The 25,774-nt window shown below is 73.1% G+C and carries 22 protein-coding genes and 1 riboswitch; of the genes, 7 read left to right on the forward strand and 15 right to left on the reverse strand.

Annotation, left to right across the window (positions count from 1 at the left end; genetic code table 11):
- Positions 1–251 precede the first annotated feature (251 nt).
- Positions 252–2,114, forward strand: coding sequence for an AAA family ATPase (locus tag FHS37_RS22730; RefSeq protein WP_184824215.1), 1,863 nt, complete (start codon positions 252–254; stop codon positions 2,112–2,114).
- A gap of 49 nt (positions 2,115–2,163) precedes the next feature.
- Here the strand turns inward: FHS37_RS22730 and FHS37_RS22735 are convergent, their stop codons facing one another.
- The 9 genes from FHS37_RS22735 to FHS37_RS22775 all read right to left on the reverse strand — a co-directional run bounded on the left by FHS37_RS22735 (position 2,164) and on the right by FHS37_RS22775 (position 9,618).
- Positions 2,164–3,294 carry a hemolysin family protein gene (locus tag FHS37_RS22735; RefSeq protein WP_184824217.1) on the reverse strand — a complete coding sequence of 377 codons (1,131 nt, stop codon included), beginning with the start codon at positions 3,292–3,294 and terminating at the stop codon, positions 2,164–2,166.
- Entirely contained in the window at positions 3,291–4,622 is a 1,332-nt protein-coding gene (locus FHS37_RS22740) for a hemolysin family protein (protein WP_184824219.1), read from the reverse strand. The genes FHS37_RS22735 and FHS37_RS22740 overlap by 4 nt, the downstream gene beginning before the upstream one ends.
- A 248-nt stretch (positions 4,623–4,870) precedes the next feature.
- Positions 4,871–5,341 (reverse strand): PH domain-containing protein, encoded by a 471-nt coding sequence (locus FHS37_RS22745; protein ID WP_184824221.1) that lies wholly within the window; start codon positions 5,339–5,341, stop codon positions 4,871–4,873.
- A gap of 20 nt (positions 5,342–5,361) precedes the next feature.
- On the reverse strand, positions 5,362–6,216 hold the full coding sequence (gene hisG, locus FHS37_RS22750) for an ATP phosphoribosyltransferase (protein WP_184824223.1): 855 nt from the start codon (positions 6,214–6,216) through the stop codon (positions 5,362–5,364).
- A 48-nt stretch (positions 6,217–6,264) separates the two neighbouring features.
- Positions 6,265–6,537, reverse strand: a complete 273-nt coding sequence (locus FHS37_RS22755; RefSeq protein ID WP_004990764.1) for a phosphoribosyl-ATP diphosphatase — start codon at positions 6,535–6,537, stop codon at positions 6,265–6,267.
- 34 nt (positions 6,538–6,571) lie between these two features.
- The gene (ribH, locus tag FHS37_RS22760) at positions 6,572–7,057 is read right to left on the reverse strand and encodes a 6,7-dimethyl-8-ribityllumazine synthase (RefSeq protein ID WP_184824225.1); all 486 of its coding nucleotides are present in this window, start codon (positions 7,055–7,057) and stop codon (positions 6,572–6,574) included.
- A 19-nt stretch (positions 7,058–7,076) separates the two neighbouring features.
- The gene (locus FHS37_RS22765; protein ID WP_184824227.1) at positions 7,077–8,366 is read right to left on the reverse strand and encodes a bifunctional 3,4-dihydroxy-2-butanone-4-phosphate synthase/GTP cyclohydrolase II; all 1,290 of its coding nucleotides are present in this window, start codon (positions 8,364–8,366) and stop codon (positions 7,077–7,079) included.
- Complete coding sequence (locus FHS37_RS22770) at positions 8,363–9,007, reverse strand: nicotinamide mononucleotide transporter family protein (RefSeq protein ID WP_184824229.1); 645 nt, start codon at positions 9,005–9,007, stop codon at positions 8,363–8,365. The genes FHS37_RS22765 and FHS37_RS22770 overlap by 4 nt, the downstream gene beginning before the upstream one ends.
- A complete protein-coding gene (locus FHS37_RS22775) occupies positions 9,004–9,618 on the reverse strand; it encodes a riboflavin synthase (protein ID WP_184824231.1) in 615 nt (204 codons plus the stop codon). The genes FHS37_RS22770 and FHS37_RS22775 overlap by 4 nt, the downstream gene beginning before the upstream one ends.
- 145 nt (positions 9,619–9,763) lie before the next feature.
- Positions 9,764–9,894: riboswitch (FMN riboswitch) on the reverse strand.
- A gap of 234 nt (positions 9,895–10,128) precedes the next feature.
- Between FHS37_RS22775 and FHS37_RS22780 the strand changes: the two genes are divergently transcribed.
- Together FHS37_RS22780 and FHS37_RS22785 are read left to right on the forward strand one after the other, a co-directional pair.
- Positions 10,129–12,456, forward strand: a complete 2,328-nt coding sequence (locus FHS37_RS22780; RefSeq protein WP_184824233.1) for a chitinase C-terminal domain-containing protein — start codon at positions 10,129–10,131, stop codon at positions 12,454–12,456.
- A 338-nt stretch (positions 12,457–12,794) separates the two neighbouring features.
- Positions 12,795–13,547, forward strand: a complete 753-nt coding sequence (locus tag FHS37_RS22785) for an SDR family oxidoreductase (RefSeq protein ID WP_184824235.1) — start codon at positions 12,795–12,797, stop codon at positions 13,545–13,547.
- Positions 13,548–14,089: 542 nt separating this feature from the next.
- Here the strand turns inward: FHS37_RS22785 and FHS37_RS22790 are convergent.
- Entirely contained in the window at positions 14,090–15,301 is a 1,212-nt protein-coding gene (locus FHS37_RS22790; RefSeq protein ID WP_184824237.1) for an ROK family transcriptional regulator, read from the reverse strand.
- A gap of 144 nt (positions 15,302–15,445) precedes the next feature.
- Between FHS37_RS22790 and FHS37_RS22795 the strand changes: the two genes are divergently transcribed.
- Positions 15,446–16,651 (forward strand): MFS transporter, encoded by a 1,206-nt coding sequence (locus tag FHS37_RS22795; protein WP_184824240.1) that lies wholly within the window; start codon positions 15,446–15,448, stop codon positions 16,649–16,651.
- Here the strand turns inward: FHS37_RS22795 and FHS37_RS22800 are convergent.
- Positions 16,611–17,069, reverse strand: coding sequence for an acyl-CoA thioesterase (locus FHS37_RS22800; RefSeq protein ID WP_184824242.1), 459 nt, complete (start codon positions 17,067–17,069; stop codon positions 16,611–16,613). The genes FHS37_RS22795 and FHS37_RS22800 overlap by 41 nt on opposite strands.
- 174 nt (positions 17,070–17,243) lie before the next feature.
- Between FHS37_RS22800 and FHS37_RS22805 the strand changes: the two genes are divergently transcribed.
- Entirely contained in the window at positions 17,244–18,662 is a 1,419-nt protein-coding gene (locus tag FHS37_RS22805; protein ID WP_184824244.1) for a uracil-xanthine permease family protein, read from the forward strand.
- On the opposite strand, the gene FHS37_RS22810 is transcribed toward FHS37_RS22805, so the two are convergent.
- Positions 18,644–19,768: a glycoside hydrolase family 6 protein gene (locus tag FHS37_RS22810; RefSeq protein ID WP_184824853.1), complete on the reverse strand. Its 1,125-nt coding sequence runs from the start codon at positions 19,766–19,768 to the stop codon at positions 18,644–18,646. The two genes, FHS37_RS22805 and FHS37_RS22810, sit on opposite strands and share 19 nt — an antisense overlap.
- Before the next feature lie 174 nt (positions 19,769–19,942).
- Here FHS37_RS22810 and FHS37_RS22815 point away from each other — a divergent pair, with 174 nt between their 5' ends.
- Positions 19,943–20,629, forward strand: a complete 687-nt coding sequence (locus FHS37_RS22815) for a DUF5995 family protein (RefSeq protein ID WP_184824246.1) — start codon at positions 19,943–19,945, stop codon at positions 20,627–20,629.
- 420 nt (positions 20,630–21,049) lie between these two features.
- Here FHS37_RS22815 and FHS37_RS22820 read toward each other — a convergent pair whose 3' ends face one another.
- Positions 21,050–22,747, reverse strand: a complete 1,698-nt coding sequence (locus FHS37_RS22820) for a flavin monoamine oxidase family protein (RefSeq protein ID WP_184824248.1) — start codon at positions 22,745–22,747, stop codon at positions 21,050–21,052.
- Positions 22,748–22,804: 57 nt separating this feature from the next.
- Complete coding sequence (locus FHS37_RS22825) at positions 22,805–23,593, reverse strand: carbon-nitrogen hydrolase family protein (protein WP_184824250.1); 789 nt, start codon at positions 23,591–23,593, stop codon at positions 22,805–22,807.
- Between the two features lie 298 nt (positions 23,594–23,891).
- Here FHS37_RS22825 and FHS37_RS22830 point away from each other — a divergent pair, with 298 nt between their 5' ends.
- Positions 23,892–24,476 (forward strand): Repetin, encoded by a 585-nt coding sequence (locus FHS37_RS22830; RefSeq protein WP_184824252.1) that lies wholly within the window; start codon positions 23,892–23,894, stop codon positions 24,474–24,476.
- Here FHS37_RS22830 and FHS37_RS22835 read toward each other — a convergent pair.
- Positions 24,445–25,647, reverse strand: coding sequence for an MFS transporter (locus tag FHS37_RS22835; RefSeq protein ID WP_184824254.1), 1,203 nt, complete (start codon positions 25,645–25,647; stop codon positions 24,445–24,447). The two genes, FHS37_RS22830 and FHS37_RS22835, sit on opposite strands and share 32 nt — an antisense overlap.
- Positions 25,648–25,774: the final 127 nt, after the last annotated feature.

Genomic DNA, 25,774 nt, shown 5'->3' on the forward strand with positions numbered 1-25,774 from the left:
GCCCACTGGCATATGACGATCACCCTCGGTCACGACACCCGCCCCGCGCCTCCCCCTCACTGCGTCCCCCGGCGTGCGCGGCACCCTACGGAGCTGACGCCGCCGCAGGTACGATGCCCTCGGTGCGACCTACGGACGCTGCTTCGCGCACCTTGCAACTCCGGTCCGCGGCACAGCGGTTCGACCAAAGGGAGCCGACGGGCGAGGGCCGGCCGGCACACCGACGGGGGCACGGTTCGTGGGGGGACGTGATGGACTTCGGCACGCAGGGCCCGCAGGCCCCGGCCGACCTCGCCTGGCTGCGGGGCGTTGACGCCTACACGATGGGCGCCTATCCGCAGGCGGAGGAGGAGTTCCGGGCCGCGGTGCGGATCGACCCGGGGATGGCCGACGGCTGGCTCGGGCTGCACGCGCTGCGCGTCGACACGACGACCGCGCTGCTGAGGATGTTCCGGCACCGGGACCGCTTCGGCGAACAGCGCTCCCGGCATCACCGTACCCTCAACTCCTGGTACTGGCTGGGCTGGTGGGTGCAGCCGGTGCTGGAGAGCCCCCGCGACCTGCTGCTGGCGCACGCCTCCCACTGGCTGGACGGACGCCACGTCCCCGAGCTGGACCGGGCGCTCGCCGGGCTCCCCCCGGTGGACGCCGATCCGCAGGTCCGCTTCCTGCACGCCTGCCGTGCCTATCTGGTCAAGGACTGGGAACAGCTCGTCCGGCACACCGATCCGCTGGTCGAGGACCCGGTGCTCGGCATCGAGGCGGGCCTGTTCGGCGGCATGGCCCGGGTCCGCCTGGAGATGTACGGACAGGCCGAACCGCTGCTGTCGGCGGCCCTGATGCGCTGCCGCAGCGAGCAGCCGCAGCGCAAGGAGCTGCGCTACTGGCTGGCGCGCGCCCACGAGGGGACGGGGCGCAGCGCCGCGGCACTCCCGCTGTACCGGGCCGTGCACCGGGTCGACCCGGCCTTCATGGACACCTCGGCCCGGCTCGCCGCGATCACCGAGGGCGACGGGTACGACGACTCCGCCGACCTCGCCGCGATCACGCTCACCGGCACGGGCCAGGACGCGATGGACGGTCCGGACACGCTCGACCCGCTCTTCGGCACCGAGGGCCGCGATCTCAGGCTCTCCGATCCCGAGCCGCCGCCCGCTCCCCTCCCGTCGGTCGTCGGCCCGGCGGTGCGCGAGAAGGCGGGCGCCGCGGCGCCGCCCCTGCCCACGGGCCCCACCGACCCCGGATTACTGGAGGAGGCGCTCGCCGAACTGGAGCGCATGGTGGGTCTGGAACCGGTGAAACGCCAGGTCAAGGCGTTGTCGGCGCAACTGCACATGGCCCGGCTGCGGGCCGGGCAGGGGCTGCCGGTGCAGCCGCCGAAACGCCACTTCGTCTTCTCCGGCCCCTCCGGCACCGGCAAGACCACCGTGGCCCGCATCCTGGGCCGCGTCTTCTACGCCCTCGGCCTGCTCGGCGGTGACCACCTGGTGGAGGCCCAGCGGGCGGACCTGGTCGGCGAGTACCTCGGGCAGACGGCCGTGAAGGCCAACGAGCTGATCGACTCCGCGCTCGGCGGGGTGCTGTTCGTCGACGAGGCCTACGCGCTCTCCAACTCCGGTTACGGCAAGGGGGACGCGTACGGCGACGAGGCGCTCCAGGTGCTGCTGAAGCGGGCCGAGGACAACCGCGACCACCTGGTGGTGATCCTGGCCGGCTATCCGGAGGGCATGGACCGGCTGCTGGCCGCCAACCCCGGGCTGTCCTCGCGCTTCACCACCCGCGTCGACTTCCCCTCCTACCGTCCCCTCGAGCTCACCGAGATCGGCAAGGTGCTCGCCGCCGAGAACGGCGACCTGTGGGACGAGGAGGCACTGGACGAACTGCGGTCGATCGCCGGGCACGTGGTGGACCAGGGGTGGATCGACGAGCTGGGCAACGGGCGGTTCCTGCGGACGCTGTACGAGAAGAGCTGTGCGTACCGGGACCTGCGGTTGTCGGTGTATCCGGGGTCGCTGACGCGGGAGGACCTGGCGACGCTGCGGCTGCCGGACCTGATGCAGGCGTACGGGGAGGTGCTGTCGGGCAGGGGGCCGCAGGACCCGCCGTCGACGTGACGCCGACGGGTCCCACGGCCCCGCACCACCGCGGTTCCGCGGCCCGGCGTCAGCCGGTGAGCGCTCCCTCCTGGGCACCGCTCCTGGGCTCGGTGAGCTTGACGCCGGCCGTGCCGTCCGTCCCGGTCCCCGGCGCGTCGCCCGGCGTCGCCCCGGTCCTCTCGCGGTGCGCGGGATCGCGCACCTCCCCCACCAGGAGCTCCAGTACGTCCTCCAGGGCGACCAGGCCCAGGACCCTGCCGGACGCGTCGGCCACCTGGGCGAGGTGGGTCGCGGCGCGGCGCATCACGGTGAGGGCGTCGTCCAGCGGGAGTTCGGGCCTCAGGGTCGTCATGGGCCGCCAGAGCCGCTGCGGCACGGCCCGGTCGGCGTCCTCCAGGTCCAGTACGTCCTTCACGTGCAGGTAGCCCAGGAAGGCACCGCCGGCCGCGGCCACCGGGAAACGGGAGTACCCCGTGCGGGCGGTGAGCTCCACGATCCGCTCCGGGGTGACCGCCGGGTCGACGGTCACCAGCGACTCGTGTCCCAGCAGCACGTCCGTGACCGGCCGGGAGCCCAGCTCCAGGGCGTCCTCCAGGCGTTCGGCCTCCTCGGGGTCGAGGAGGCCCGCCTGGCCGGCGTCCTCCACGAGCCGGTTGAGCTGCTCGCTGGTGAAGACGGCCTCGACCTCGTCCTTCGGTTCGACCCGGAACAGCCGCAGGACGGCCCGGGCGCAGGCGCCGAGCGCGAGGGTGACCGGCCCGCACAGGCGGGCGAACCAGACCAGGCCGGGGCTCAGCCACAGCGCGGCCTTCTCGGGCGCCGCCATCGCGAGGTTCTTCGGGACCATCTCGCCGATGACGAGGTGGAAGAAGACCACGACGGCGAGCGCGATGACGTAGCCGAGCGGGTGGATCATGCCGTGCGGCAGGTGGATCCACGCGAAGACCGGCTCCAGCAGGCGGGCGACCGTCGGTTCGGCGACCGCGCCGAGCGTCAGCGAGCAGACGGTGATGCCGAACTGGGCCGCCGCCATCATCTGCGGCAGGTGTTCCAGACCGTACAGGACCTGGCGGGCGCGGGTGGTGCCGAGCGGTTCGATCTGGCTGCGGCGGACCGACACGAGCGCGAACTCGGCGCCGACGAAGAAGCCGTTGGCGAGCACGAGCAGCGCGGCGAACAGGAGTTGCAGCACGCTCATCCGGCCGCCTCCACGAGCGGCAGCGGAGCCGTCCTGACCAGGCGGATCCGTTCCGCGCGGTAGTGGCCGACCCGGTGCACCGCCAGCCGCCAGCCGGGCAGTTCCGCGTGGTCGCCGACGGCCGGGATCCGGCCGAGCAGGTCCGCGACCAGGCCGGCGACGGTCTCGTAGGGCCCCTCGGGCACCTCCAGGCCTATGCGCCGCAGGACGTCGACCCGGACGCCGCCGTCGACGTCCCAGGCGGGGTTGCCGTCCTCCGGCGGGGCGGCGGCGAGCTCGGGGACGTCCTGCCCGTCGTGCTCGTCGCGGACCTCGCCGACGATCTCCTCGACGATGTCCTCCAGCGTGACGACGCCGGCGGTGCCGCCGTACTCGTCGACGACGACCGCGATGGGCTGCTCGCTGCGCAGCCGCGCGAGCAGCGGCCGTACGGGCAGGGTCTCGGGGACGAGCAGCGCCGGACGGGCGATGCGGTCGACGGGCGTGCGCAGCCGGTCGGGCGCGGGCACCGCGAGGGCGTCCTTGAGGTGGACCATGCCGGCGATCTCGTCGATCCGCTCCCGGTAGACGGGGAAGCGGGACAGACCGGTGGCCCGGGTGAGGTTGACGACGTCCTCGGCGGTCGCGGAGGACTGCAGGGCGCTGACCTTCACGCGCGGGGTCATGACGGCTTGCGCGGTCAGCTCGCCCAGGGACAGGGTGCGGACGAAGAGGTCCGCCGTGTCCTGTTCCAGGGCGCCGGCCCGGGCGGAGTGCCGGGCCAGGGAGACGAGTTCGCCGGGGGTGCGGGCGGAGGCCAGCTCCTCGGCGGGCTCGAGGCCCAGGGCGCGCACCAGGTGGTTCGCCACGGCGTTCAGCCCGGCGATGACCGGGCGGAACAGGCGTGCGAAGACGTGCTGCGGACCGGCGACGAAGCGCGCGACCTGCAGCGGGCGGGACACCGCCCAGTTCTTGGGGACGAGTTCGCCGATCACCATCTGCACGGCCGAGGCCAGCAGCATGCCGACGACGACCGAGACGCCGGGCACGGCGCCCTCGGGGACCCCGACCGCGGTGAACGGGCCGCCCAGCAGCCGGGCGAGCGCCGGCTGGGCGAGCATGCCGACGACGAGGGAGGTGAGGGTGATGCCGAGCTGGGTGCCGGAGAGCTGGAAGGACAGCTCCTTGAGGGATTCGACGACGCGGCGGGCGCGCCGGTCGCCGTCGGCCGCGGCCCGCTCGACGTCCGGTCGCTCGACGGTGACCAGGCCGAATTCGGCGGCCACGAAGAATCCGTTGGCGAGAATCAGCAGGAAAGCGGCTGCCAGAAGCAGCAGGGGCGTGGTCATGATGCCGCCGCCTCCGCACGGGCGCGTCCCTCGTGGAGTCGGTCCGCGCTATGTCGGCAGGGGGCGGCGCAGGTACTGCAGGACGATCCGTCCATCGCCGGAGAGGGTCACTCCTCGGGTAGCAGGAGCCCCTGGCGCACCGGGCGGGGCGGCAGGGGCGGAGGCGCTGTCGGCGCGCCTCCGCCCACCAGATTAATCACGACAGGGGCGACCGCGGCAGGGTGGACGACCCCGACACGTCCCGTGCGTCAGCCCCGGGGCGACTCGGGGCCGGCCGTGGAACGGGCCTCGACGAGCGCCCGCAGAGCCCGTGCGTCGGCGATGGCCTGCTGCTTGGCGATGCCCGGCTGGATGCCGAGCGTGGGCAGGCTGGTGCCGTCGCTGAGGTCGAGGAAGACCCACGGATCACCGGGCCGGAGATTCACCTGAAGGATCTCCGCCCATTCCAGGCGGCGCCTGCTCGTGATGTTGACGACGGTGACGCCCGTCTCGTCGGCGACGACCTTCGGCCGGGCCAGCAGGTACAGCACGCCGGCCAGCAGGGCGGCGGTGAACACGAAGCTGAGCTTCTCGCCCGGACCGAGCTGCTCCAGCAGCAGGGCGACCAGGGTGATGACCGCGAAGATGGCGACGGCGGCCGTGAGCAGCACCGCGCGGGTGCGGCCCGGCCGGAAGGTGACGGGCAGGGCGGGCGGTCCGCCCGGGCTGGCGTCCGACATGGTGGTGCTCCGGATCGCGGTCAGAGACGGCAGGCGTGGATGGCGGTGGTGAGGATGGCGCGCGCGCCGATGTGGTAGAGGTCGTCCATGATCCGCTGCGCCTCCTTGGACGGGACCATCGCGCGGACGGCGACCCAGCCCTCGTTGTGCAGCGGGGACACGGTCGGGGACTCCAGGCCCGGGGTGAGCGCGACGGCCTTCTCCAGCTGCTCGACCCGGCAGTCGTAGTCCATCATCACGTACGTCCGTGCGACCAGGACGCCCTGGAGGCGGCGCAGGAACTGCTGCACCTTGGGCTCGACGGCCTCGTCCACGGCGCCGGTGCGGCGGACGACGACCGCCTCGGACTTCATGATCGGCTCGCCGATGACCTCCAGGCCCGCGTTGCGCAGGGAGGTGCCGGTCTCCACGACGTCGGCGATGACCTCGGCGACGCCCAGCTCGATGGCGGTCTCGACGGCGCCGTCGAGGTGGACGACGGAGGCGTCGATGCCGTGGTCGGCCAGGTGCTTGGCGACGATGCCCTCGTAGGAGGTGGCGACCGTCATGCCGTTCAGGTCCGCCACCGAGTTCGCCGTGCCGGGCTTGGTGGCGTAGCGGAAGGTGGAGCGGGCGAAGCCCAGCGGCAGGATCTCCTCGGCCCTGGCTCCGGAGTCGACGAGCAGGTCGCGGCCGGTGATGCCGATGTCGAGGCGGCCGGAGGAGACGTAGATCGCGATGTCGCGGGGGCGGAGGTAGAAGAACTCGACCTCGTTCTCCGGGTCGACGATCCGCAGTTCCTTGGACTCGCGGCGCTGCTGGTAGCCGGCCTCATGCAGCATCTCCGCCGCAGGGCCGGACAGTGAACCCTTGTTGGGGACGGCGATGCGCAGCATGAGGTCGGCTTCCTTTGCGTGGAGGGGGTGTCTGTGGGGGACGTACGGTCACAGGTGGGCGTAGACGTCGTCGAGGGAGATGCCGCGGGCGACCATCATCACCTGGACGTGGTACAGCAGCTGCGAGATCTCCTCGGCGGCCGCCTCCTTGCCCTCGTACTCGGCGGCCATCCAGACCTCGGCCGCCTCCTCGACGACCTTCTTCCCGATGGCATGGACGCCCTTGTCCACCAGCTCTGCGGTGCGGGAGGTGGCGGGATCGCCGTGGGCGGCCTTGTGCTGGAGCTCGGTGAAGAGCTCCTCGAACGTCTTCTTGGACATGGTGGTCCTTACCCTACGCGGTGACGGGGGCTGCTCACCGCCAGGGTTCGGATACTGAACGCAAGCAGGCCGCGGTCGCCACCGCCGCGGTGACCGCCTCGTGCCCCTTGTCCTCGCTGGAGCCCTCCAGTCCGGCGCGGTCCAGGGCCTGCTCCTCGGTGTCGCAGGTGAGCACGCCGAAGCCGACGGGCACGCCGGTGTCGACCGAGACCTGGGTGAGGCCCTGGGTGACGCCCTGGCACACGTAGTCGAAGTGGGGCGTGCCGCCCCGGATGACGACGCCGAGGGCGACGACCGCGTCGTAGCCGCGTCCGGCCAGGACCTTGGCGACGACGGGGAGCTCCCAGCTGCCGGGGACCCGGAGCAGGGTCGGCTCGTCGATGCCGAGGTCGTGCAGGGCGCGCAGGGCGCCGTCGACCAGTCCGTCCATCACCTTCTCGTGCCACTGCGCGGCGATGACGGCGACCCGCAGGTCCCCCACGTCGCGTACGGACAGTTCCGGTGCACCCTTGCCGCTCACGTCTCTCCTCGGTGTTCTCTTACTGGTTGCCGCAGGCGGGCACGGTCGGCGTGTCCAGCCAGGGCAGGTCGTGGCCCATCCGGTCCCGCTTGGTGCGCAGGTAGCGGAGGTTGTGCTCGCCCGCGGTGACGGGCATCGGCTCGCGCCGGACGACCTCGATGCCGTGGCGGACGAGCGCGTCGGACTTGTCGGGGTTGTTGGTCATCAGGCGGACGCTGCGCACGCCGAGGTCGGCGAGGATCTGCGCGCCGGCGGCGTAGTCGCGGGCGTCGGCGGGCAGGCCGAGCTCGAGGTTGGCGTCGAGGGTGTCCCGGCCGCGCTCCTGGAGTTCGTAGGCGCGCAGCTTGGACATCAGGCCGATGCCGCGTCCCTCGTGTCCGCGCAGGTAGACCACCACGCCCCGGCCCTCGGCCTGGATGCGGTCCAGGGAGGCGTCCAGCTGGGGGCCGCAGTCGCAGCGCTGGGAGCCGAAGACGTCTCCGGTGAGGCATTCGGAGTGGACGCGGACGAGGACGTCCGCGCCGTCGCCGATGTCGCCGTGGACGAGGGCGACGTGCTCGACGCCGTCGACGGTGGAGCGGTAGCCGTGCGCCGTGAAGGTGCCGTGGGCGGTGGGCAGGTGGACCTCGGCCTCGCGGCGGACGGTCGGCTCGGAGCCCCGGCGGTAGGCGATCAGGTCCTCGATGGAGACGATCGTCAGGCCGTGCTTGCGGGCGAACGGGATCAGCTCGGGCAGCCGCAGCATGCTGCCGTCCTCGCCGGCGATCTCGACGATGGCCCCGGCCGGGCGCAGTCCGGCGAGACGGGCGAGGTCGACGGCGGCCTCGGTGTGGCCGTTGCGCACCAGCACGCCGCCCGGGCGGGCGCGCAGCGGGAAGACGTGGCCGGGGCGGACGAAGTCGGCGGGTCCTGCGGTGCCGGTCGCCAGCAGCTGGAGCGTGGTGGCGCGGTCGGCGGCCGAGATGCCGGTGGTCACGCCGTGGGCGGCGGAGGCGTCCACCGAGACGGTGAACGCGGTCTTCATCGACTCGGTGTTGTCGTCCACCATCTGCGGGAGTTCCAGCCGGTCCAGTTCCCCGCCCTCCATGGGGGCGCAGATCAGACCGCGGCACTCGCTCATCATGAAGGCGACGATCTCGGGGGTGGCCTTCTCGGCGGCGATGACGAGGTCGCCCTCGTTCTCGCGGTCCTCGTCGTCGACGACCACGACCGGCCGGCCGGCCGCGATGTCGGCGATGGCCTGCTCGATGGGGTCGAGGGCGAGGTCCTCGGCGCCGTCGGTGCTGTACAGGACGGGTGCCGCGGTCATGCGGGCGCTCCTTCCAGGGTGGGCCGCGCGTCCTCGCGGGAGCGCAGCCACCAGTCGCGCAGTCCCCACAGGACGAGCGCGCCGTAGACGACGTAGACGAAGCCGGAGAAGGCGAAGCCGTTGGCGAAGTTCAGGGGGACGCCGACGAGGTCGACGAGCAGCCAGGCGAACCAGAACTCGACCATGCCGCGGGCCTGGGCGTACATGGCGACGATCGTGCCGACGAAGATGTACGCGTCCGGCCAGGGGTCCCAGGACAGGGACGGGTAGAGGGTGAACAGCCCGCCGACGGCGAGGGTGCCGGCGGCCGCGGCGGCGGCCAGCACCGCGCGCTCGCGCCAGGTGGCGAAGCGGACCGCGATGGAGCCGTCCTGGGCCTGCCGCCGGCCGCGGTTCCACTGCCAGAAGCCCCAGGCGGCGACGAGCATCACGACGATCTGCTTGCCGGCGCTGCCGGAGAGGTGGGCGGTGGCGAAGGCCGCGAAGAGGATCAGGCCGGAGACGAACTGGGCGGGCCAGGTCCAGATGGAGCGCCGCCAGCCGAGGGCGAGGGCGACCAGGCCGATCACGTTGCCGATCATGTCCGACCACTTGATGTGCTGGTCGAAGAGGGTGAAGGCCTCGGAGTTGAGCCAGTTCACCGTGCGGCCCCCTCTCCGACGGCACGGTCGCCGATCATCCGCTCGACGTACTTGGCGATGACGTCCACCTCGAGGTTGACCGGGTCGCCGGGCTGCTTGAGGCCGAGGGTGGTCAGGGCGAGGGTGGTGGGGATCAGGCTGACGGTGAAGAAGTCGGGCCCGGCGTCGACGACGGTGAGGCTGATGCCGTCGACGGTGACGGAGCCCTTCTCCACGACGTAGCGGGAGAGGTCCGCGGGCAGCGAGATCTTCACGACCTCCCAGTTCTCGGACGGCTTGCGCTCGAGGATCTCGCCGGTGCCGTCGACGTGCCCCTGCACGATGTGGCCGCCGAGGCGGGCGCCCAGGGCCATGGGGCGTTCGAGGTTGACGCGGGAGCCGACGGCGAGGGCGCCGAGGCTGGAGCGGTTCAGGGTCTCGGCCATCACGTCGGCGGTGAACTCGTCGCCCTCGTGCTCGACGACGGTGAGGCAGACGCCGTTGACGGCGATCGAGTCGCCGTGCTTCGCGCCCTCGGTGACGAGGGGGCCGCGCAGGCGGAAGCGACAGGCGTCGTCGAGGGTCTCGACGGCGGTGACCTCGCCCAGCTCTTCGACGATTCCGGTGAACACTTCCCGGGTCCTCCTGCCTCTTCGGGCACGGACTCCGGGGCTGTCGATGACGACAGAGAACACGGGCGAGGACACCGGGAGCGACGCCGGACAGGGCTCGCCCCACGGGCGAACCGGTACGGCGGCGCGCATGGATGCCCGCCCGCCGCGCACTGCCTCCCATCCGGACTTTAACCGTCGGTCCAGGAATTTCACCTGGTCAACCGGTCGCTGGAGGCGACCGGGTCGCGGACTGTAACCGCCGGTTCGGACTTTCACCGACCCCGGAGTGCGCTGCTACTGGTACAGGGCCAGTGTGCCACGCCCGGGCGCCGTCCACGCAGGCGAGGGGTGTGGAGTGGCTCACAACGGGTGACGTCCGGTCCGCCGGGCACGGCGCGGTGCGGTCCGGTGAGCCAACTCCCGCCTCGCCGCCCGCGCTTGGACCCGTGCGAGATTGGTCCATACCTATTGACGCTGTGGTCTAGTCCTCTTAAGGTCTGCGCCAACTTCCGTGGAGAGGAACCCACTGTGCCGTCCCCCTCGCGCACCGGGGCGAGACCCGCCCTGCTCGCCTCCGCCGCCGCCGTCGCGGGCCTGCTGCTCGCCGGGCTGCCGGCCACCGTCTCGCACGCCGCCGACCAGGACTCCTGCCGTCCCGACGGCCTGTACAGGACCCCTGGTGCCGACGTCCCCTACTGCTCGGTCTACGACTCGGCCGGGCGGGAGAAGATGGGCTCCGACCACCAGCGCCGGGTGATCGGCTACTTCACCGGCTGGCGCACGGGCGAGGACGGGAAGCCCGCGTATCTGGCGTCCGACATCCCCTGGGACAAGATCACCCACATCAACTACGCGTTCGCACACGTCGACAAGGGCAACAAGCTCTCCGTCGGCCCGGACGGCGCGACCAACCCGGCCACCGGCATGACCTGGCCGGGCGTGGCCGGCGCGGAGATGGACCCGGACCTCCCGTACAAGGGCCACTTCAACCTGCTGAACAAATTCAAGAAGCAGCACCCCGACGTCAAGACGCTGGTCTCGGTGGGCGGTTGGGCCGAGACCGGCGGTTACTTCGACGACAACGGCGACCGGGTGGACTCCGGCGGCTTCTACACGATGTCCACCAACGCCGACGGCTCGGTCAACCAGGCCGGCATCGACACCTTCGCGGACTCGGCGGTCGAGTTCGTCCGGAAGTACGGCTTCAACGGCGTCGACATCGACTACGAGTACCCCACCTCGATGAAGGACGCCGGCAACCCGCTGGACTACCGGATCTCCAACGCCCGCCGCGCCGGCCTCAACCAGGGCTACGCCGCCCTGATGAAGACGCTCCGCGAGAAGCTCGACCGGGCCGGAGCCGCCGACGGCAGGCACTACATGCTCACCGTGGCCGCCCCCTCGTCCGGCTACCTGCTGCGCGGCATGGAGACCTTCCAGGTCCAGAAGTACCTGGACTACGTCAACATCATGTCGTACGACCTGCACGGCGCCTGGAACGAGTACGTCGGCCCCAACGCCTCGCTCTTCGACGACGGCAGGGACGCCGAGCTGGCCGCCGCGAACGTCTACGGCAGCGCCCAGTACGGCGGCGTCGGGTACCTCAACACCGACTGGGCCTACCACTACTTCCGCGGCTCCATGCCGGCCGGCCGCATCAACATCGGCCTGCCGTACTACACCCGCGGCCACAAGAACGTCCAGGGCGGAACCGACGGCCTGTGGGGCAGGGCGGCCGCCTCCTCCTGTCCGGCGGGCTCCGGCCTGACCAAGTGCGGTGACGGCGCCGTCGGCATCGACAACCTCTGGCACGACCTCGACTCCGATGGCGAGGAGTCCCCGGCGGGCTCCAACCCGATGTGGCACGCCAAGAACCTCGAGAAGGGGATCGTCGGCGACTACGTCACCGACTACGGCTTCCCGGCGGACACCGAGCTGACCGGGACGTACGCCCGCAAGTACGACCCGACGCTGGTCGCCCCCTGGCTGTGGAACGCCGAGAAGAAGGTCTTCCTGTCCACGGAGGACGAGCAGTCGGTCGCGGCCAAGGCCGACTACGTCGTGGACCGCGGCATCGGCGGCACCATGGTCTGGGAGCTGGCCGGCGACTACGACTGGAACGCCGCCAAGGGCCAGTACGAGACGGGCGACACGCTCACCTCGCTGATGTACGACAGGTTCAAGGCGGCCGCGCCGTACGGGGCGAGGAAGTCGAACGCGGACCTGCCGGCGGAGGCCGTGAACGTGGACGTGGAGTTCACGGACTTCAAGCTGGGCGACTCCAACTACCCGATCACGCCCAAGCTGCGGATCACGAACAACACGAGGACCGCGCTGCCGGGCGGCACGGAGTTCCGGTTCGACTACGCGACCTCGGCCCCCGCGAACGCCTCCGACCAGTCCGGCTTCGGCACCAGGGTCATCAGCAGCGACCACACGGGCGACAACGTGGGCGGCCTGAAGGGCGACTTCCACCGGGTGTCGCTGAAGCTGCCGGCGTGGCAGCCGCTGGCGCCGGGCGCGACCGTCGACCTGTCGTTCAACTACTACCTGCCCGTGTCGACCCCGTCCAACTGGACGGTGACGATCGGCGGCGAGAGGTACGCCCTCGCCGGGGACCTGGCGCGCGGGACGACCGTCGTCGAGCCGGGCGGCGGCACGACGCCGACGGACCCGCCCACGACGCCGCCGCCCGGCGACTGCACCGCCCCGGCCTGGGACGCCGCGGCATCGTACGGCGGCGGCAGCGTGGTGTCCCACGAGGGGCACACCTGGAAGGCGCAGTGGTGGACGAAGGGCGAGGAGCCCGGCACCACCGGCGAATGGGGGGTCTGGCGGGACCAGGGAGCCTGCTGACCTCGCGCGAGACCGGCCCGGCGGCGGTGACGACGGCCCTTGCCCGCCGCCGGGTCTCACCACATCACCGCGGCTCCCGCGGCACGCGCTCGAGCGCGTGCCGCGGGAGCCGCTCGCGCGCGGGCGACCGGTGCGACCGGTCGAACGGGCTCGTCCCCCGGGTGCGGGCCGCGGTGGACTCGGACAGGCTGGACCTCGTACGCCGTCGGCCGGCGCCGCCGCGGAACTCGCGGCGACGGCTCCGCGAGTCGATGTCACACGGCGCGGCGGCTGCCCGTCCTGGTTGACGGAGGGTGCCCCGGCAGGGCGGCGCCCGGTGTCCGAAGGGGCTGAACAGCATGACCACGATCCTGGTGACCGGCGGTACCGGAACGCTCGGCCGGCTCGTCACCGAGCGGCTGCGGACGGACGGGCACGAGGTGCGGGTCCTCAGCCGGCACTCCCGGCCGTACGCCGTCGACCTGCGCGAGGGCGGGAGCGCACTGGACACGGCCCTCGCGGGCGTGGAGACGGTCGTGCACTGCGCGACGTCGCCGCGCGGCGACGAGAGGGCGGCGGCGAACCTGATCGCGGCGGCCCGGCGGGCCGGGGTGGCTCACCTCGTGTACATCTCGATCGTGGGCGTCGACCGGGTGCCGTTCGGCTACTACAAGTCCAAGCTCGCGGTGGAACGGCTGATCGAGGAGTCGGGGCTGGGCTGGACGGTGCTGCGCACCACCCAGTTCCACGATCTGCTGCTCACGGTCTTCCGGAGCCTGGCCAAGGTGCCGGTCCTGCTGCTGCCGGCCCGGGTGAAGGACCAGCCGGTCGACGCCGCCGAGGTCGCCGAGCGCCTGGCGGAGCTGGCCCGGGGCGGGCCGGCGGGCCGCGTCGCGGACATGGGCGGCCCGGAGGTGCGGACGTTCGAGTCCCTGGCCCGCGCGTACCTGCAGGCCACGGGCCGTCGGCGTGCGGTGGTGAAGGTCCCCCTGCGCGGCGCGGCGTACCGCGCCTTCCGCGGCGGCGGCCATCTCGCCCCGGAACGGGCGGTGGGCAAGCGCACGTTCGACGAGTTCCTGGCGGAGCGGTCCGGGGGCGCGGGGCGCCGGTGAGCCGGTCCGCCCCCGCCGGCGGGCGGGCCCGGCCCGCGCCGGCGCCCTGACCGCACACGGCCGGGGCGGCGGCGCGGAGCCGTTCCCCGGCAGGACCTGCCGCCACGCGGGCCGGGTCGTCTCCCCGGAGCCCGGTACCGGCGCCGGGCACCGGGGAGGGCCACGGAGCGATGACGCCCGCGTCGGGCGTACGGCCCCGGGACGTCCCGGCCACGCGGCGGGGTGCCACGGGGCCGCAGCGGTCGCCGGCCCCCTCGCGCGGTTCCGTGACCGCCGCGGGCCGGCCCGGCCCGGAGCCTCCGAGTCCGGCGTGACCCGGAGGACCGGCGGGACCCGACGGGGCGGCGGGCACGTCACCGGGGGACGCGAAGGGGCCTCGGTGCGTCGACGGCCGGTGGGCCGACCGGGGTGAGCCCGCGCCGGGACCGGCCTGCCGGCCGACCGGATCACGGACCGCCGGCCGGATCACGGACCGCCGGCCGGTTCGCGGAGCCGCTTCGGAGGAACCGGCGGGCCGTCGCCGCGGACCCGCCCGGGCGGTGTCAGCCGACGGTGCCGGGGTGCCAGGGCTCCTGGACCCCGAAGAGTTCGTCCTGGGCGCGGTCCCGGGCGGTCAGCAACGCGCCCCGCAGGACCGCGCCGCCGCCCAGGGCGCCGGCCCGCACCTCGACGGGCAGGGGTGAGAGGACGGCCAGGCGGCCCTGCACCCGGGAGGCGAGCGCCTCCCCGCCGGCCTGCCCGATCTCCCCGCCCAGCACCACGCACCCGGGATCCAGCAGGGCGACCACCGAGGCGACGCCCACCGCGATCCGGTCGGCCAGCGCGTCGAGGAAACGCCCCCGGGCGGACGCCGGTCCGGCTCCCCGGACGGCCGCCCGCACCGCCCCCGCCGCCACCGGCTCGACCCCGGGATCGGCCACGACGCCGTACTCCTCCGCCAGTTCCGCGACCGCCGCCGCCCCGACCAGGGAGTGGAAACCGCCCGCGCAGTCCGCGGCCGACGGCAGGCCGTCCGTGCCCGGGACCGGGAGGAAGCCGATCTCGCCCGTGCCGCCGGAGGCGCCCCGGCGCAGGGCGCCGTCGAGGATCACGGCCGCGCCGGTGCCGTGGCCCAGCCACAGCAGGACGAAGGTGTCCCGGTCGCGGGCCGCCCCGTCGCGCTGCTCGGCCAGTGCGGCGAGGTTGGTCTCGTTCTCCACGCTGACGCGGGCCTCGGGAAGGCGTTCCTGGAGCGTGGCGACCAGGCGGCGGTGCCATTCGGGCAGGCCGGTGGAGTCGCGCAGTTCGCCGCTCGCGGGGTCGATCAGTCCCGGCGCGCCGATCCCGACGGTGTGCGGCCGGTCGGCGCCCGCCTCCTTCACCGCCCGCTCGACCAGCGCCACCGCCTGCTCCACGGCCGGCCCCGTCCCCGCGTCCCCGGTGATGGGCACGGACGCCTCGGCCAGGACCTCGCCGACGAGGTCGGAGACCACCACGGCGACGCCCTCGGTGCGCACGTCGAGCGCGGCCAGGTGCGCCCGGCCGGCGACGATGCCGTACAGCCTGGCGTTGGGTCCGCGCCGCTGCTCCCCCGCCTCCCCGACCACCGCGATCAGACCGGCGGCGGTGAGGCGCTCGACGAGGTCGGCGACGGTCGGCCGGGAGAGTCCGGTCAGCTGCTTCAGCTGACCTGCCGTCAGTGGACCTTCCTGCTGGAGCAGACGCAGGGCGAGCCGGTCGTTGATGGCTCTGGCGGTGCTCGGGGATGCGGCCATGCCGGGATCCTTCCAGATCGGCGGGACCGGTCGGGGCTCGGGACCGGCAGCGCGGGGTCAGCCGTACACCATTTATCTTTCAGGCAGGGACCCTGATAGTTTACGGCCGCGCGTAAGGGGACGGACGACCGAAGGGGCGGGACGATGAGCGAAGTGGTCCACGGGCGGCTCGAGGTGAGGCGGGCGCGGTACGCCGTGGCCGCCGTGTTCGCCGTGCACGGCGCCGTCACCGGCTCGTTCGCCACCCGCGTCCCGTGGATCCAGGACCACGCCGGGGTCGGCGCGGGACAGCTCGGGCTGGCGCTCGCCTTCCCGGCGCTCGGCGCGTCCGTCGCGATGCCGCTCGCGGGGAGCATCAGCCACCGCTTCGGCGCCCGCACCGCCCTGCGGGGCCTGATCGCCCTGTGGACCCTGTCGTTGGTCCTTCCCTCCCTCGCCCCGAACCTGCTGACGCTCTGCCTGGCCCTGTTCGTCTACGGCGCCACGGCCGGGATGTCCGACGTGGCGATGAACGCGCTGGGCGTGGAGGTGGAGAACCGCCTCGACAAGTCGATCATGTCCGGGCTGCACGGCATGTGGAGCGCCGGCGCCCTGGTCGGCTCGGCGGCCGGCACGCTCGCCGCGCACCTCGGCGCGGACGCCCGGCTGCACCACGTGCTCGCGGCCGCCGTCCTGACGACGGTGGGCGTCACCGCCTGTGCCTGGGTGCTGGACCTGCAGCCCGCCGAGGACGAGGAGCCGCCGCCGCGGTTCGCACTGCCGCCGCGCTCCGCGCTGCTGATCGGCGCGATCGGGTTCTGCGCGGTCTTCGCGGAGGGCGCGAGCCTGGACTGGTCGGCGGTCTACCTGCGCGACCAGCTCGGCACCTCGGCCGGTCTCGCCGCCGCCTGCACGACCGGTTTCACGCTGACCATGGCGATCGCCCGGATCGCCGGGGACCGGGTGGTGGACCGCTACGGCGCCGTCCGCACGGTCCGCGTGAGCGGTGTGCTCGCCGTCCTCGGCGGACTGCTGATCGTCCTCGCGCGGCACCCCGCGACGGCGATGGGCGGCTTCGCCCTGATGGGTCTGGGCATCGCGGTGGTCGTGCCGCTGTGCTTCGCCGCGGCCGGCCGCAGCGGTTCCAACCCGAGCCTGGCCATCGCGGGCGTCGCGACCATCACCTACACCTCGGGGCTGATCGCCCCGAGCGCGATCGGGCTGCTCGCCCAGGCGACCAGCCTGATGGTGTCGTTCGTCCTGGTCACGGTGTTGTCGTGCGGCCTGGCCGGCTTCGCGGGCGTGCTGCGCGCCGGCGACCGCACGAAGATCACGCGTCCGGACGCAGCAGTTCCCGACCCGCGGCCCTGAACGCCTCGCTCCAGGGCGCCGGGCGCAGCGTCCCGGCGTCCAGCCGCACCAGCACCCGGCTGCCCCGCGCGTACGTCACCGCGCCGTCCCGCGAACAGAAGCGGAACCCGTAGGTCAGCCCGGTCGTGCCGAGCCGGTCCAGCCAGAGGTGGACGGCGTAGGCGCCGGGCCGGGTGACCGGCGCCTCGTAGCCGATCCGGAACTCCTTGACCGCGTTGCAGGCGTCGCCGGCCGCGGCCCAGTCGCCCTCGAAGCGGATGCCCTTCTCCTGCCACAGCTCGGTCCAGGCCCGCTCGACCAGCAGCGGATAGCGGGCGTTGTGCAGCAGCCCCAGCGCGTCGAGGTCGTCGAAGTGGACGGTCACGGGGATCAACCGGCCGTGGGACGGGGCGGGGGCGGTCGGGGCTTCGGCGGTCACGGCGGGGCTCCTGGGAGGTACGGGATGAGTGCCGCCTACAACGAACAGCGGCGCGCCCTCATCCTAAGCAGACGCTCACCCGGGGCGGACGGGCCCGGCGGGCGGTCCGGAGCACCCCCGCCCACCCCCGACAATGGTCCGGACACGCTGCACGTACGACGAAAGCGACAGCCCATGAATCTCGGCGTCCGCTGGACACTGCACGGCGACGGACGCACCCCGGCGCCGGGGGCGGTGGTCCGCCCCGACGAACGGCTCTCCTGGCCCCGCACCGCCGGACTCGGCGCCCAGCACGTCGTGGCCATGTTCGGTGCGTCCTTCGTCGCGCCGGTGCTCATGGGCCTGGACCCCAACCTCGCGATCATGATGTCGGGGGTCGCGACCGTCGTCTTCCTGCTGGCGACCCGGGGGCGGGTGCCCAGCTATCTGGGCTGCTCGCTCTCCTTCGTCGGCGTCGCCGCGGTCATCCGGGCCGACGGCGGGTCGAGCGCCACCGTGACCGGCGCGGTGTTCGTGGTCGGGGCGGCGCTGTTCCTGGTGGGTCTCGCGGTGCAGCGCTTCGGGGCGCGGATCATCCACGCGGCGATGCCACCGATCGTCACCGGTGCGGTCGTCATGCTGATCGGCTTCAACCTGGCGCCGGTGACGGCCGCCACGTACTGGCCGCAGGACCAGTGGACCGCCCTGTTCGTGATGCTGTTCACCGGCCTCGCGGTGGTCTGCCTGCGCGGCTTCTGGTCCCGGATCGCGATCTTCCTCGGGCTGGTCTTCGGCTACGCCCTCTCCTGGGCCCTGGACCGGCTCTTCGGCAAGATCCACTCGGCGGACGCGAGCGGCCAGGTCACCGACCACTGGCGCCTCGACCTGTCCGGGGTGGGCCGGGCCGACTGGATCGGCCTGCCGACCCTGCACGGCCCGTCCTTCGAGTGGTCGGCGATCCTGGTCGCCCTGCCGGTGGTCATCGCGCTGATCGCCGAGAACGCCGGACACGTCAAGGCGGTCGGCGAGATGACCGGCGACGACCTCGACGACAAGCTCGGCACGGCGATCTCCGCCGACGGCGTCGGCTCGATGCTGTCCACGGCGGTCGGCGGCCCGCCCAACACCACCTACTCCGAGAACATCGGCGTGATGGCCGCGACCCGCGTCTACTCGACCGCCGCCTACTGGGCCGCCGCCGGCTTCGCCCTCCTGTTCGGCCTGTGCCCGAAGTTCGGCGCGGTCGTGGCCGCCATCCCGGGCGGCGTGCTCGGCGGGATCACCGTCATCCTGTACGGCATGATCGGCCTGCTCGGCGCCCAGATCTGGATCAACGCCAAGGTGGACCTGCGCAATCCGCTGAACCTGGTGCCGGCCGCCGCGGGCATCATCATCGGCGTCGGCAACGTCACGATGGAGTTCACCGACACCTTCTCGCTGAGCGGCATCGCGCTCGGCACGCTCGTCGTCATCACCGGCTACCACGCGCTGCGCGCCTTCGCGCCCGCCCACCTCAAGACGCAGGAGCCGCTGCTCGACGAGGGCACCTCCTCCTACGACACCGGCGACGGGGGCGACCCGGGCGGCGAGGGTCCTCAGCGCGCCAAGTCGTAGGCGTACGACGGGGTGAAGGTGCCCGGCGCCCCCTTGCAGCCGTCCGACTCCCCCGGCAGCTTCACCCACAGGTAGGCGTCGATCCCCGACTCTCCGGTGCTGAGCGTCGGGGCACGGCCGAGCTTGCGGCCCGCCGGGTCGCACCACTCGCCGTCGGCCGGGGCGCCGTTGCCGTTGCGGCTGGTGTCGATCACCGCGCCGAGACCGGGCGGACCGCCGAGGGCGTCGAGAACGGCCCGGTCGTAGGCGACCTCGTCGGCCGTGTCGTGGAAGTTGGACACGTTGCTGAAGACGCCGTCGGAGGAGGCGGCCGAGGCGGCCCCGGCCTGGCGCAGCCAACCGGCCTGCTTCGCGGGCGCGTTCCAGCCGGAGTGCCCGGCGTCGTAGTAGACGCGCGCCCTGGGGTTGGCCTCCTTCAGCACCCGCCCGGCACGGGCCAGCGAGGCGAACCGGTCGGCGCGCTCGCCGGCGGAGAGGCACTCGGACTGGGCGATGGAGTCCGGCTCGAGGATCACGATGACCTCGCCGGTCCCCAGCCCGGCGGCGAACCGGTCGATCCAGCCGTCGTAGGCGTCCAGGCCGGGCGCCCCGCCCTGGGAGTGCCCGCCGCAGTCGCGGTCGGGTATCGCGTACGGCACGACGACGGGCACCCGCCCCTGCGCGGCACCGCCCGAGGTGACCGCGCGCACCCGCGAGGTGACGGTGTCCGGGGAGTAGTCGGCGAACCACACCGCCGCCGGCCGGTCGGCGATCCGGGACTCGATGACCTCCCGGCGCGGGTCGTCGGGGTTGCCGCGCACCCAGTCCAGCACCTGGGACTCGGGGTGGAGGTAGAGACGGGTGGACGCGGGGGCCGCCTGCGGCTTCCGCCCGGTCCTCGACGCGGACGGCCGGGGGCTCGCCTTCTTCTTCGGGCTCGCCTTCGCCGTGGGAGACGGGGACCCGGTCACCGACGGGGAGGGCGACGGCACGGCGGGCAGCGGTTCCAGGAGCGGCGACGAGGTCACCTGCGGCCTCGCCACGTCCGGGCCGTCCCCGTCGCCGGCCGCCGCCATCATGCCGGTGACGCTGCCGACGGCGACCACCACGGAAGCCGCCGCGACCATCGTGCCGCGCCGGGCGGCGCCTCGACGCTGGGCCCTCCGCGCGGCCAGGCGCTGGGCACGCGAGCCTGACACAGTGCTGCTCCCCCCTCCCCCGCGACGGGCGGGTTCCCCCGATCCGGGGAAGCGCCGGGCCCGTCGCCTTCGGTCCCACCCTAAAGGTGGGACTCTGCGCTCATGGCGCACTGCGAGCAAGTCCTCACCCCCGTGGACGGGATCGTCTCCCGCATGCGCGCCCTCGACGCGGCCCTGCCCGCGCGGGACGGGGTCGCGGTGTTCAACCGCGTCTACCTCGCGGTCACCGAGGCCGTGGACGGGTGCGTCGACGCAGGCCGGTTCACGGACGCCCGGGCGGCGATCACGCTGGACGTGCGGTTCGCGGAGCGCTATCTGGACGCGGTCGACGCGGTGGCGAAGGAGCGGCGGCCACCGGCCTGCTGGCGTCCGCTGTTCCAGTTCCGCCGCCACCCCGGAGTACGTCCCCTGCAGTTCGCGCTGGCGGGGATCAATGCGCACATCGGCCACGATCTCGCGCTCGCCGTCGTGGACACCTGTCGTACCCTCGCCTGCGAACCCGTCGATCTGGAGGACGAGTTCGACCGGGTGGGCGACCTCCTCGTCTCGCTGGAGGAACGCATCCGCGAGGAGCTGATGCCGGGCCCCGATCTGCTCCGGATCGCCGACCCGCTGACCCACCTGCTCGGGGCCTGGAGCCTGGAGCGCGCCCGGGACGCCGCCTGGACGGCGGCCCGTGCCCTGTGGGCACTGCGCCGACTGCCGGACATCGCCGGGGAGTTCACCGAACGCCTGGACACGGCGGTGGGCTTCGCCGGACGCATGCTGCTCACCCCGCTGCCGGACTGATCCGGCCGCTTCCGCGCCGCTCCCGCGCCGTGCCGGCCGCCCCTTCCCGAACTCCCTTGCGAGCGTTGTGCGCTCGACAGGAGTGGACCTCTCGCAAAGGAGCGCAGGGCGCGGCGGCGCCTCGTCGACCGCGCCGACGGCCGGATGCCGGCGGGCACGGGCGCCGAGGCCGTCGCCGCGCAGTGGCGGGAACTGCGGGACCCGGCGGCCGAGCGCGGACGCCCCGAGCCGATCCGGACGGTCCTGCGGGCGAACGCGCAGTACGCGACCGCGACGTGCGACGGCTCCGATCGCGGCCCCCTCCAGGGCAGGGCCGCACGGGACGCCGAGGAGCTCGAGGACGTCGCCGCGCAGGTCCACGAGAGGGCGGGGCGGCCGGAGTCCGTACGTGCCGTCCGGCGTGGTCGCCGGACGGCACCTCTAGTCCTCCGGGAGCTCCACCGGGGCGATCTCGTCGTAGAGGTCGCCGGGGCCCGGGTTGGTCGGGTCGGTCTCGCCGCCGAAGTGGTGCATGACGCCCCAGACCGCGTTCAGCGCGGTCTGGACGGCGCCCTCGGCCCAGCCGGCCGTCCAGGAGATGTCGTCGCCGGCGAGGAAGATGCCCCGCTTGTCCTCGGGCAGCCGGTCCTGCATGAAGTGGGTGAACAGGCGCCGCTGGTAGCGGTAGTGGCCGGGCAGGTTGGCCTTGAACGCGCCCATGAAGTAGGGCTCGTTCTCCCAGGAGACCGTCACCGGGTTGCCGATGATGTGCTTCCTGATGTCGACCTTCGGGTAGATCTCGCCGAGCGACTTCAGCATGACCTCCATCCGCTCGTTCGCGGACAGCGGCAGCCACTTCAGGCTGTCGTCGCACCAGGTGTAGGACAGGCAGATGACGGCGGGCTTGTCCGGGCCGTCGTCCAGCAGGTAGGTGCCGCGGGTCATGCGGTCGGTGAGCGTCATCGACATGACGTCCCGGCCGGTGTCCTCGTCCTTGTCCAGCCAGAAGGGCCGGTCGACGGGCACGAAGAGCTTGCTGGACTCCATGTAGTGGGTGCGCTCGATCGCCGTCCAGTGGTCGATCGGGAACAGCGAGTCGTCGCAGGCGATCTTGGACAGCAGCATCCAGGACTGGGCGGTGAAGATCGCCGCCCGGTACGTGCGGATGTCGCCGTTCGCGTCCGTCACCGTGATGTGGTTGCCCGCGGTGCGGTGCAGCCGGGTCACGGCGGGGCGCGGTTCGCCGTCCACGTGCAGGGACTTCAGCGAGGTGCCGTACGGCCAGTGGACGATCTTCTCCGGCTCGCGCTCCCAGAGCCTGAGCGGCAGCTGCTGGGAGCCGCCGACGATGCCGCGGTGGTGGTCGTCGGCCTCGGTGTAGACGACCCGGAGGATCTCCAGGATGGAGTTGGGGAAGTCGGTGTCCCAGCCGCCGGTGCCGAAGCCGACCTGGCCGAAGATCTCGCGGTGCCGGAAGGACTTGAACGCCTCGGAGTCGCAGAGGAAGCCGTAGAAGGTCTGGTTGTCGAGCTTCTCGACGAGCTTCGACCAGATCTCGCGGATGCGCTTGACGTCCCGGTGCCGCAGGGCGCGGTTCATGTCGGAGAAGTCGGCGCCCTCCTCCAGGCACCTGGCCCAGGCGTCGGCCACGTCCCGGTAGACCTGGGGCAGGTCGTCCAGGGTCTCGGCGTAGTGCGTCTCGCCCTTGAGGTCGACGACGGTGGACGGGGTCGCCTCGGCGAGGGGGTTGGGGAAGGGACGGGTCTCGAGGCCCACCAGGTCGATGTAGTGCTGGAGCGCCGTGGAGGACGGCGGGAAGCGCATCGCGCCCATCTCGGCGGTCAGGGAGGGGTCGCAGCCCTCGAAGCCCACGGTCCGCAGCCGGCCGCCGATCCGGTCGGCCTCGTACACGACCGGCTTGAGGCCCATCTTCATCAGCTCGTACGCGGCGACGACGCCGGACAGGCCGCCGCCGATCACCGCGACCTCGGTGCCGTGTTCGGTCGCGGGCACCTGCCCGAGGCCCGCCGGGTGGGCGAGGAAGTCGTCGTACGCGTAGGGGAAGTCCGGGCCGAACATGGTGATCGGCGGCTGCTGCTCGTCGGCGTGCTCGACGGCGTTGGGCACCGTGGACGTCATGGGGTACGGACTCCTTGCACGAGAAAGACTGCGTGGGGGGGGGTACTGCGGAGAAGGTCAGACGAGGGACCCGTAGAGACCGGGGCGGCGGTCCTTCAGGTACGGGTTGTCCTCGCGGGAGGCGGCGAGGAACACGGGGTCCGCGTCGGCGAGGACGAGTTCCTCGGCGCGGCCGGCCCGGGTGCGGGCGACCCCGTCGGGGCCGGCCAGGGTGGACAGGCCCACGAACTCGAACTCGCCCTCCCGGCCGACCCGGTTGACGTACGCGACGTACATCTGGTTCTCGAAGGCCCGCACCGGCACGACCGACTCGGCGACGAACTGGAACGGGTGCATCTGGGCCGTGGGCACCAGCAGGAGGTCGGTGCCGGCCAGGGCGTGGGCGCGCACGTTCTCCGGGAACTCCACGTCGTAGCAGATCATCAGGCCGACGGTGAGGCCGTTCAGCTCGGCCTGCACGACCTGCCGGTCGCCCGGGGTGAAGTGGTCGCGCTCGAAGCAGCCGAAGAGGTGGGTCTTGCGGTAGTTCGCGAGCCGCGTGCCGTCGGCGGAGACGAGCTGGACGGAGTTGTACACCGTGTCGCCGGCGCGTTCCGGGTAGGCGTAGGCGATCGCGAGCCCGTGCCGGGTGGCCGTCTCGGCGATCGCGTCGGCCGCGTCGCCGTCGGCGGGCTCGGCGAGCCGGGCGACGTCGTCGCCGATCGCGTACCCGGTCAGGAACATCTCCGAGGTGACGAGCAGCCCGGCGCCCGCGGCGGCGGCGCGGCCGGCGGCCTCGTCGAGGACCTTGAGGTTCTCGGCGACGGATCCGGGCCGTCCGGAGCTCTGGAGCAGGGCGGTGCGCATGCGTGTTCCTCACCGGTACGCGGGGGGTTCGGGGGCCAGATAGACGGTACGGTCGGCCGGCTCGGCCGGACAAGGAGGAGCCGTTGCGCGCCGGTGAGCGGTTCGTTGCGTCCGGGGCGGGGTCGGCGGCGATTCGTTGCGCGACCCTCGTCGTACCCCGGCCCCGCCCGGAGGCGCAGGCCGGGGCGGGCGTTCCCCGCCGCACGGGGGAGGCGGGTCCCGCCCCGGGTGCGATGTGCGTCCGGGACGACGCCGGGACAGTGGTGACCGTCCGTTTCACCTGCGGAGAGGACCCACCGTGAACCGCCGTACGAAGCACACCCGGGCCGCCTTGCTCGGGGTCGCGCTGCTGCTCACCGCCGGTGCCGCGAGCACCGCGACGGTTTCCGCGTCCCAGGACCGCCCCCGGGCGTCCGCCGCCCCGGCCGAGCGGCCCCGGGAGGCCGCCGCGCTCACCGGGACCGCCGAGCTGTACCGCTCGGCCGGGGACGACATCACCTTCACCTTCGACGCGCACCTGGCGGCGGAGGACCGCGACGACCCGCTGGAGGCCACCGGCACCTTCGCTTTCGCGCACTACCTGAACGGCAGGGGCGCCCGGGCGGAGGCGAAGGTCGACTGCCTGCTCACCGGCGGCAAGGTGGCCGTCGTCAGCGGGGTCATCACCTCCTCGGACCTGCCCGGCGCCCGGGGCAAGCGGGTCGGCGTCACCGTCCACGACCGGGGCCCCGGTCACCGGGACCGCCTCGGCTACAGCTGGGCCGCGACCGGCAGCCCGGCCGAGACGGAGGGGCTGCCGAAGTGCGTGGGCTCGGCGCCGTTCGAGCGGGTGAAGCGGGGCACGGGCGACTTCACGGTCGTGCCCTGGCAGCCCGCGCTCTGACCCCCGCGAGCAGCAGCGCCGCCGTCGCCGGATAGACCACCGCGAACACCGCGAAGGCGGTGCTGTGCGCGTTCCCCGAGGCGATCACCGCGTAGCCGCCGAAGACCGCGACGGTCGCCAGCTCCGTGCCCAGTCCCGCGACCGAGGTGAGGGTGGCCCGCCCGGTGTCCTCGATGCGCCGCTGGAGCCGGGCGTCGGCCAGCACGGTCGCCGCCTGGAAGCCGCCGAAGGCGAGGGCGACGAGGACGAGTCCGGCCGGAGTGCCGGCGACCGAGCCGGCCGCCAGGGCGAGGCCGGCGCCCGCGAGCAGGGCCGCGAGCCCCGTCGTGCCGAGGCGCTCGCCCTCCCCGGCGAGCAGGCTGCCGGCGGTGGCACCGGCCCAGACCAGCAGGAGCAGCCAGGGAACCGTCGTGTCGGCGACGCCCGTGTCGCGGACCAGCAGCGGCGTGTACTCGTCGAGGGCGCCCCACACGGCGCTCACGGCCGGGACGAGCAGCAGCGCCCCGCGCACGGACCGGTCGGCGCGCGCCTCGGCGAGTCCGGCGCGCAGGGTCGCCGTCCAGCCGTCGTGTCCGGCGGCCGGGGAGCGGTGCTCGGGGAACCGGGTGGCCGCGGCCGCCGCCAGCAGGCACACCAGCACGCTGGCGGCGCCGACGGCGGTGTGGCCGCCCCAGGCGAGCACGGGGCCGGCGAGTCCCATGGCCGCCATGACGGCGACCAGTCCGGCCGCGCGGGCCCGGCCCATGACCCGGGCGTAGCGGTCGGCCGCGCCGAGGCGTTCCAGCTCGTCGTAGACGAGTGCCTCCAGCGCGCCGGAACCGAGCGCTCCGCCGACGCCCCACAGGACGAAGCCGACCGCGAAGGCGCCGTACGACGGCAGCAGCACCCACAGGGCGAAGCCGGCGGCGGTGAGCAGCGGGCCGAGCCACAGCAGCAGCCGGCGGGAGACGGCGTCGGCCCAGGCCCCGGAGGGGACCTCCAGCAGCACCCCGGTGACCGACCAGAGGGCGAACAGGGAGGAGATCTGCCAGACCGTGAGGCCGGTGTCGCTGAACAGCAGCGCGTACACCGGGTAGAGCAGGACGAAGTCTTCGAGGAACGCGTAGCCGTACAGCGTGGTCGTCAGACGTCGCACGCGGACGTCGGGCCCGTGCGTGGGCGTGAGAGTCATGAGGCCTTCCCGTGAGGGCGGTTCGGACACCGGACGTGGAGGACGTACGGCGCCCGAGGCGGCCCTCGGGAGGCACGGCTGGTGGATCAATGTCGCCAGGTCATGACACCGATGGTAGACGGGCCGG

It is taken from the genome of Streptomyces griseomycini, from assembly GCF_014203535.1.
Classification (GTDB): Bacteria; Actinomycetota; Actinomycetes; order Streptomycetales; family Streptomycetaceae; genus Streptomyces; species Streptomyces griseomycini.

Excerpts from the sequence above, each read along its gene's own strand:
- FHS37_RS22730 (WP_184824215.1), top strand. The coding sequence starts at position 252 with ATGGACTTCGGCACGCAGGGCCCGCAGGCCCCGGCCGACCTCGCCTGG.
- FHS37_RS22825 (WP_184824250.1), bottom strand. The coding sequence starts at position 23,593 with ATGCGCACCGCCCTGCTCCAGAGCTCCGGACGGCCCGGATCCGTCGCC.
- FHS37_RS22815 (WP_184824246.1), top strand. The coding sequence starts at position 19,943 with ATGGCGCACTGCGAGCAAGTCCTCACCCCCGTGGACGGGATCGTCTCC.
- FHS37_RS22765 (WP_184824227.1), bottom strand. The coding sequence starts at position 8,366 with ATGACCGCGGCACCCGTCCTGTACAGCACCGACGGCGCCGAGGACCTC.
- FHS37_RS22790 (WP_184824237.1), bottom strand. The coding sequence starts at position 15,301 with ATGGCCGCATCCCCGAGCACCGCCAGAGCCATCAACGACCGGCTCGCC.
- FHS37_RS22795 (WP_184824240.1), top strand. The coding sequence starts at position 15,446 with ATGAGCGAAGTGGTCCACGGGCGGCTCGAGGTGAGGCGGGCGCGGTAC.
- FHS37_RS22805 (WP_184824244.1), top strand. The coding sequence starts at position 17,244 with ATGAATCTCGGCGTCCGCTGGACACTGCACGGCGACGGACGCACCCCG.
- FHS37_RS22755 (WP_004990764.1), bottom strand. The coding sequence starts at position 6,537 with ATGTCCAAGAAGACGTTCGAGGAGCTCTTCACCGAGCTCCAGCACAAG.
- FHS37_RS22745 (WP_184824221.1), bottom strand. The coding sequence starts at position 5,341 with ATGTCGGACGCCAGCCCGGGCGGACCGCCCGCCCTGCCCGTCACCTTC.
- FHS37_RS22735 (WP_184824217.1), bottom strand. The coding sequence starts at position 3,294 with ATGAGCGTGCTGCAACTCCTGTTCGCCGCGCTGCTCGTGCTCGCCAAC.
- FHS37_RS22810 (WP_184824853.1), bottom strand. The coding sequence starts at position 19,768 with ATGGTCGCGGCGGCTTCCGTGGTGGTCGCCGTCGGCAGCGTCACCGGC.
- hisG (WP_184824223.1), bottom strand. The coding sequence starts at position 6,216 with ATGCTGCGCATCGCCGTCCCCAACAAGGGTTCACTGTCCGGCCCTGCG.
- FHS37_RS22740 (WP_184824219.1), bottom strand. The coding sequence starts at position 4,622 with ATGACCACGCCCCTGCTGCTTCTGGCAGCCGCTTTCCTGCTGATTCTC.
- FHS37_RS22835 (WP_184824254.1), bottom strand. The coding sequence starts at position 25,647 with ATGACTCTCACGCCCACGCACGGGCCCGACGTCCGCGTGCGACGTCTG.
- FHS37_RS22785 (WP_184824235.1), top strand. The coding sequence starts at position 12,795 with ATGACCACGATCCTGGTGACCGGCGGTACCGGAACGCTCGGCCGGCTC.
- FHS37_RS22820 (WP_184824248.1), bottom strand. The coding sequence starts at position 22,747 with ATGACGTCCACGGTGCCCAACGCCGTCGAGCACGCCGACGAGCAGCAG.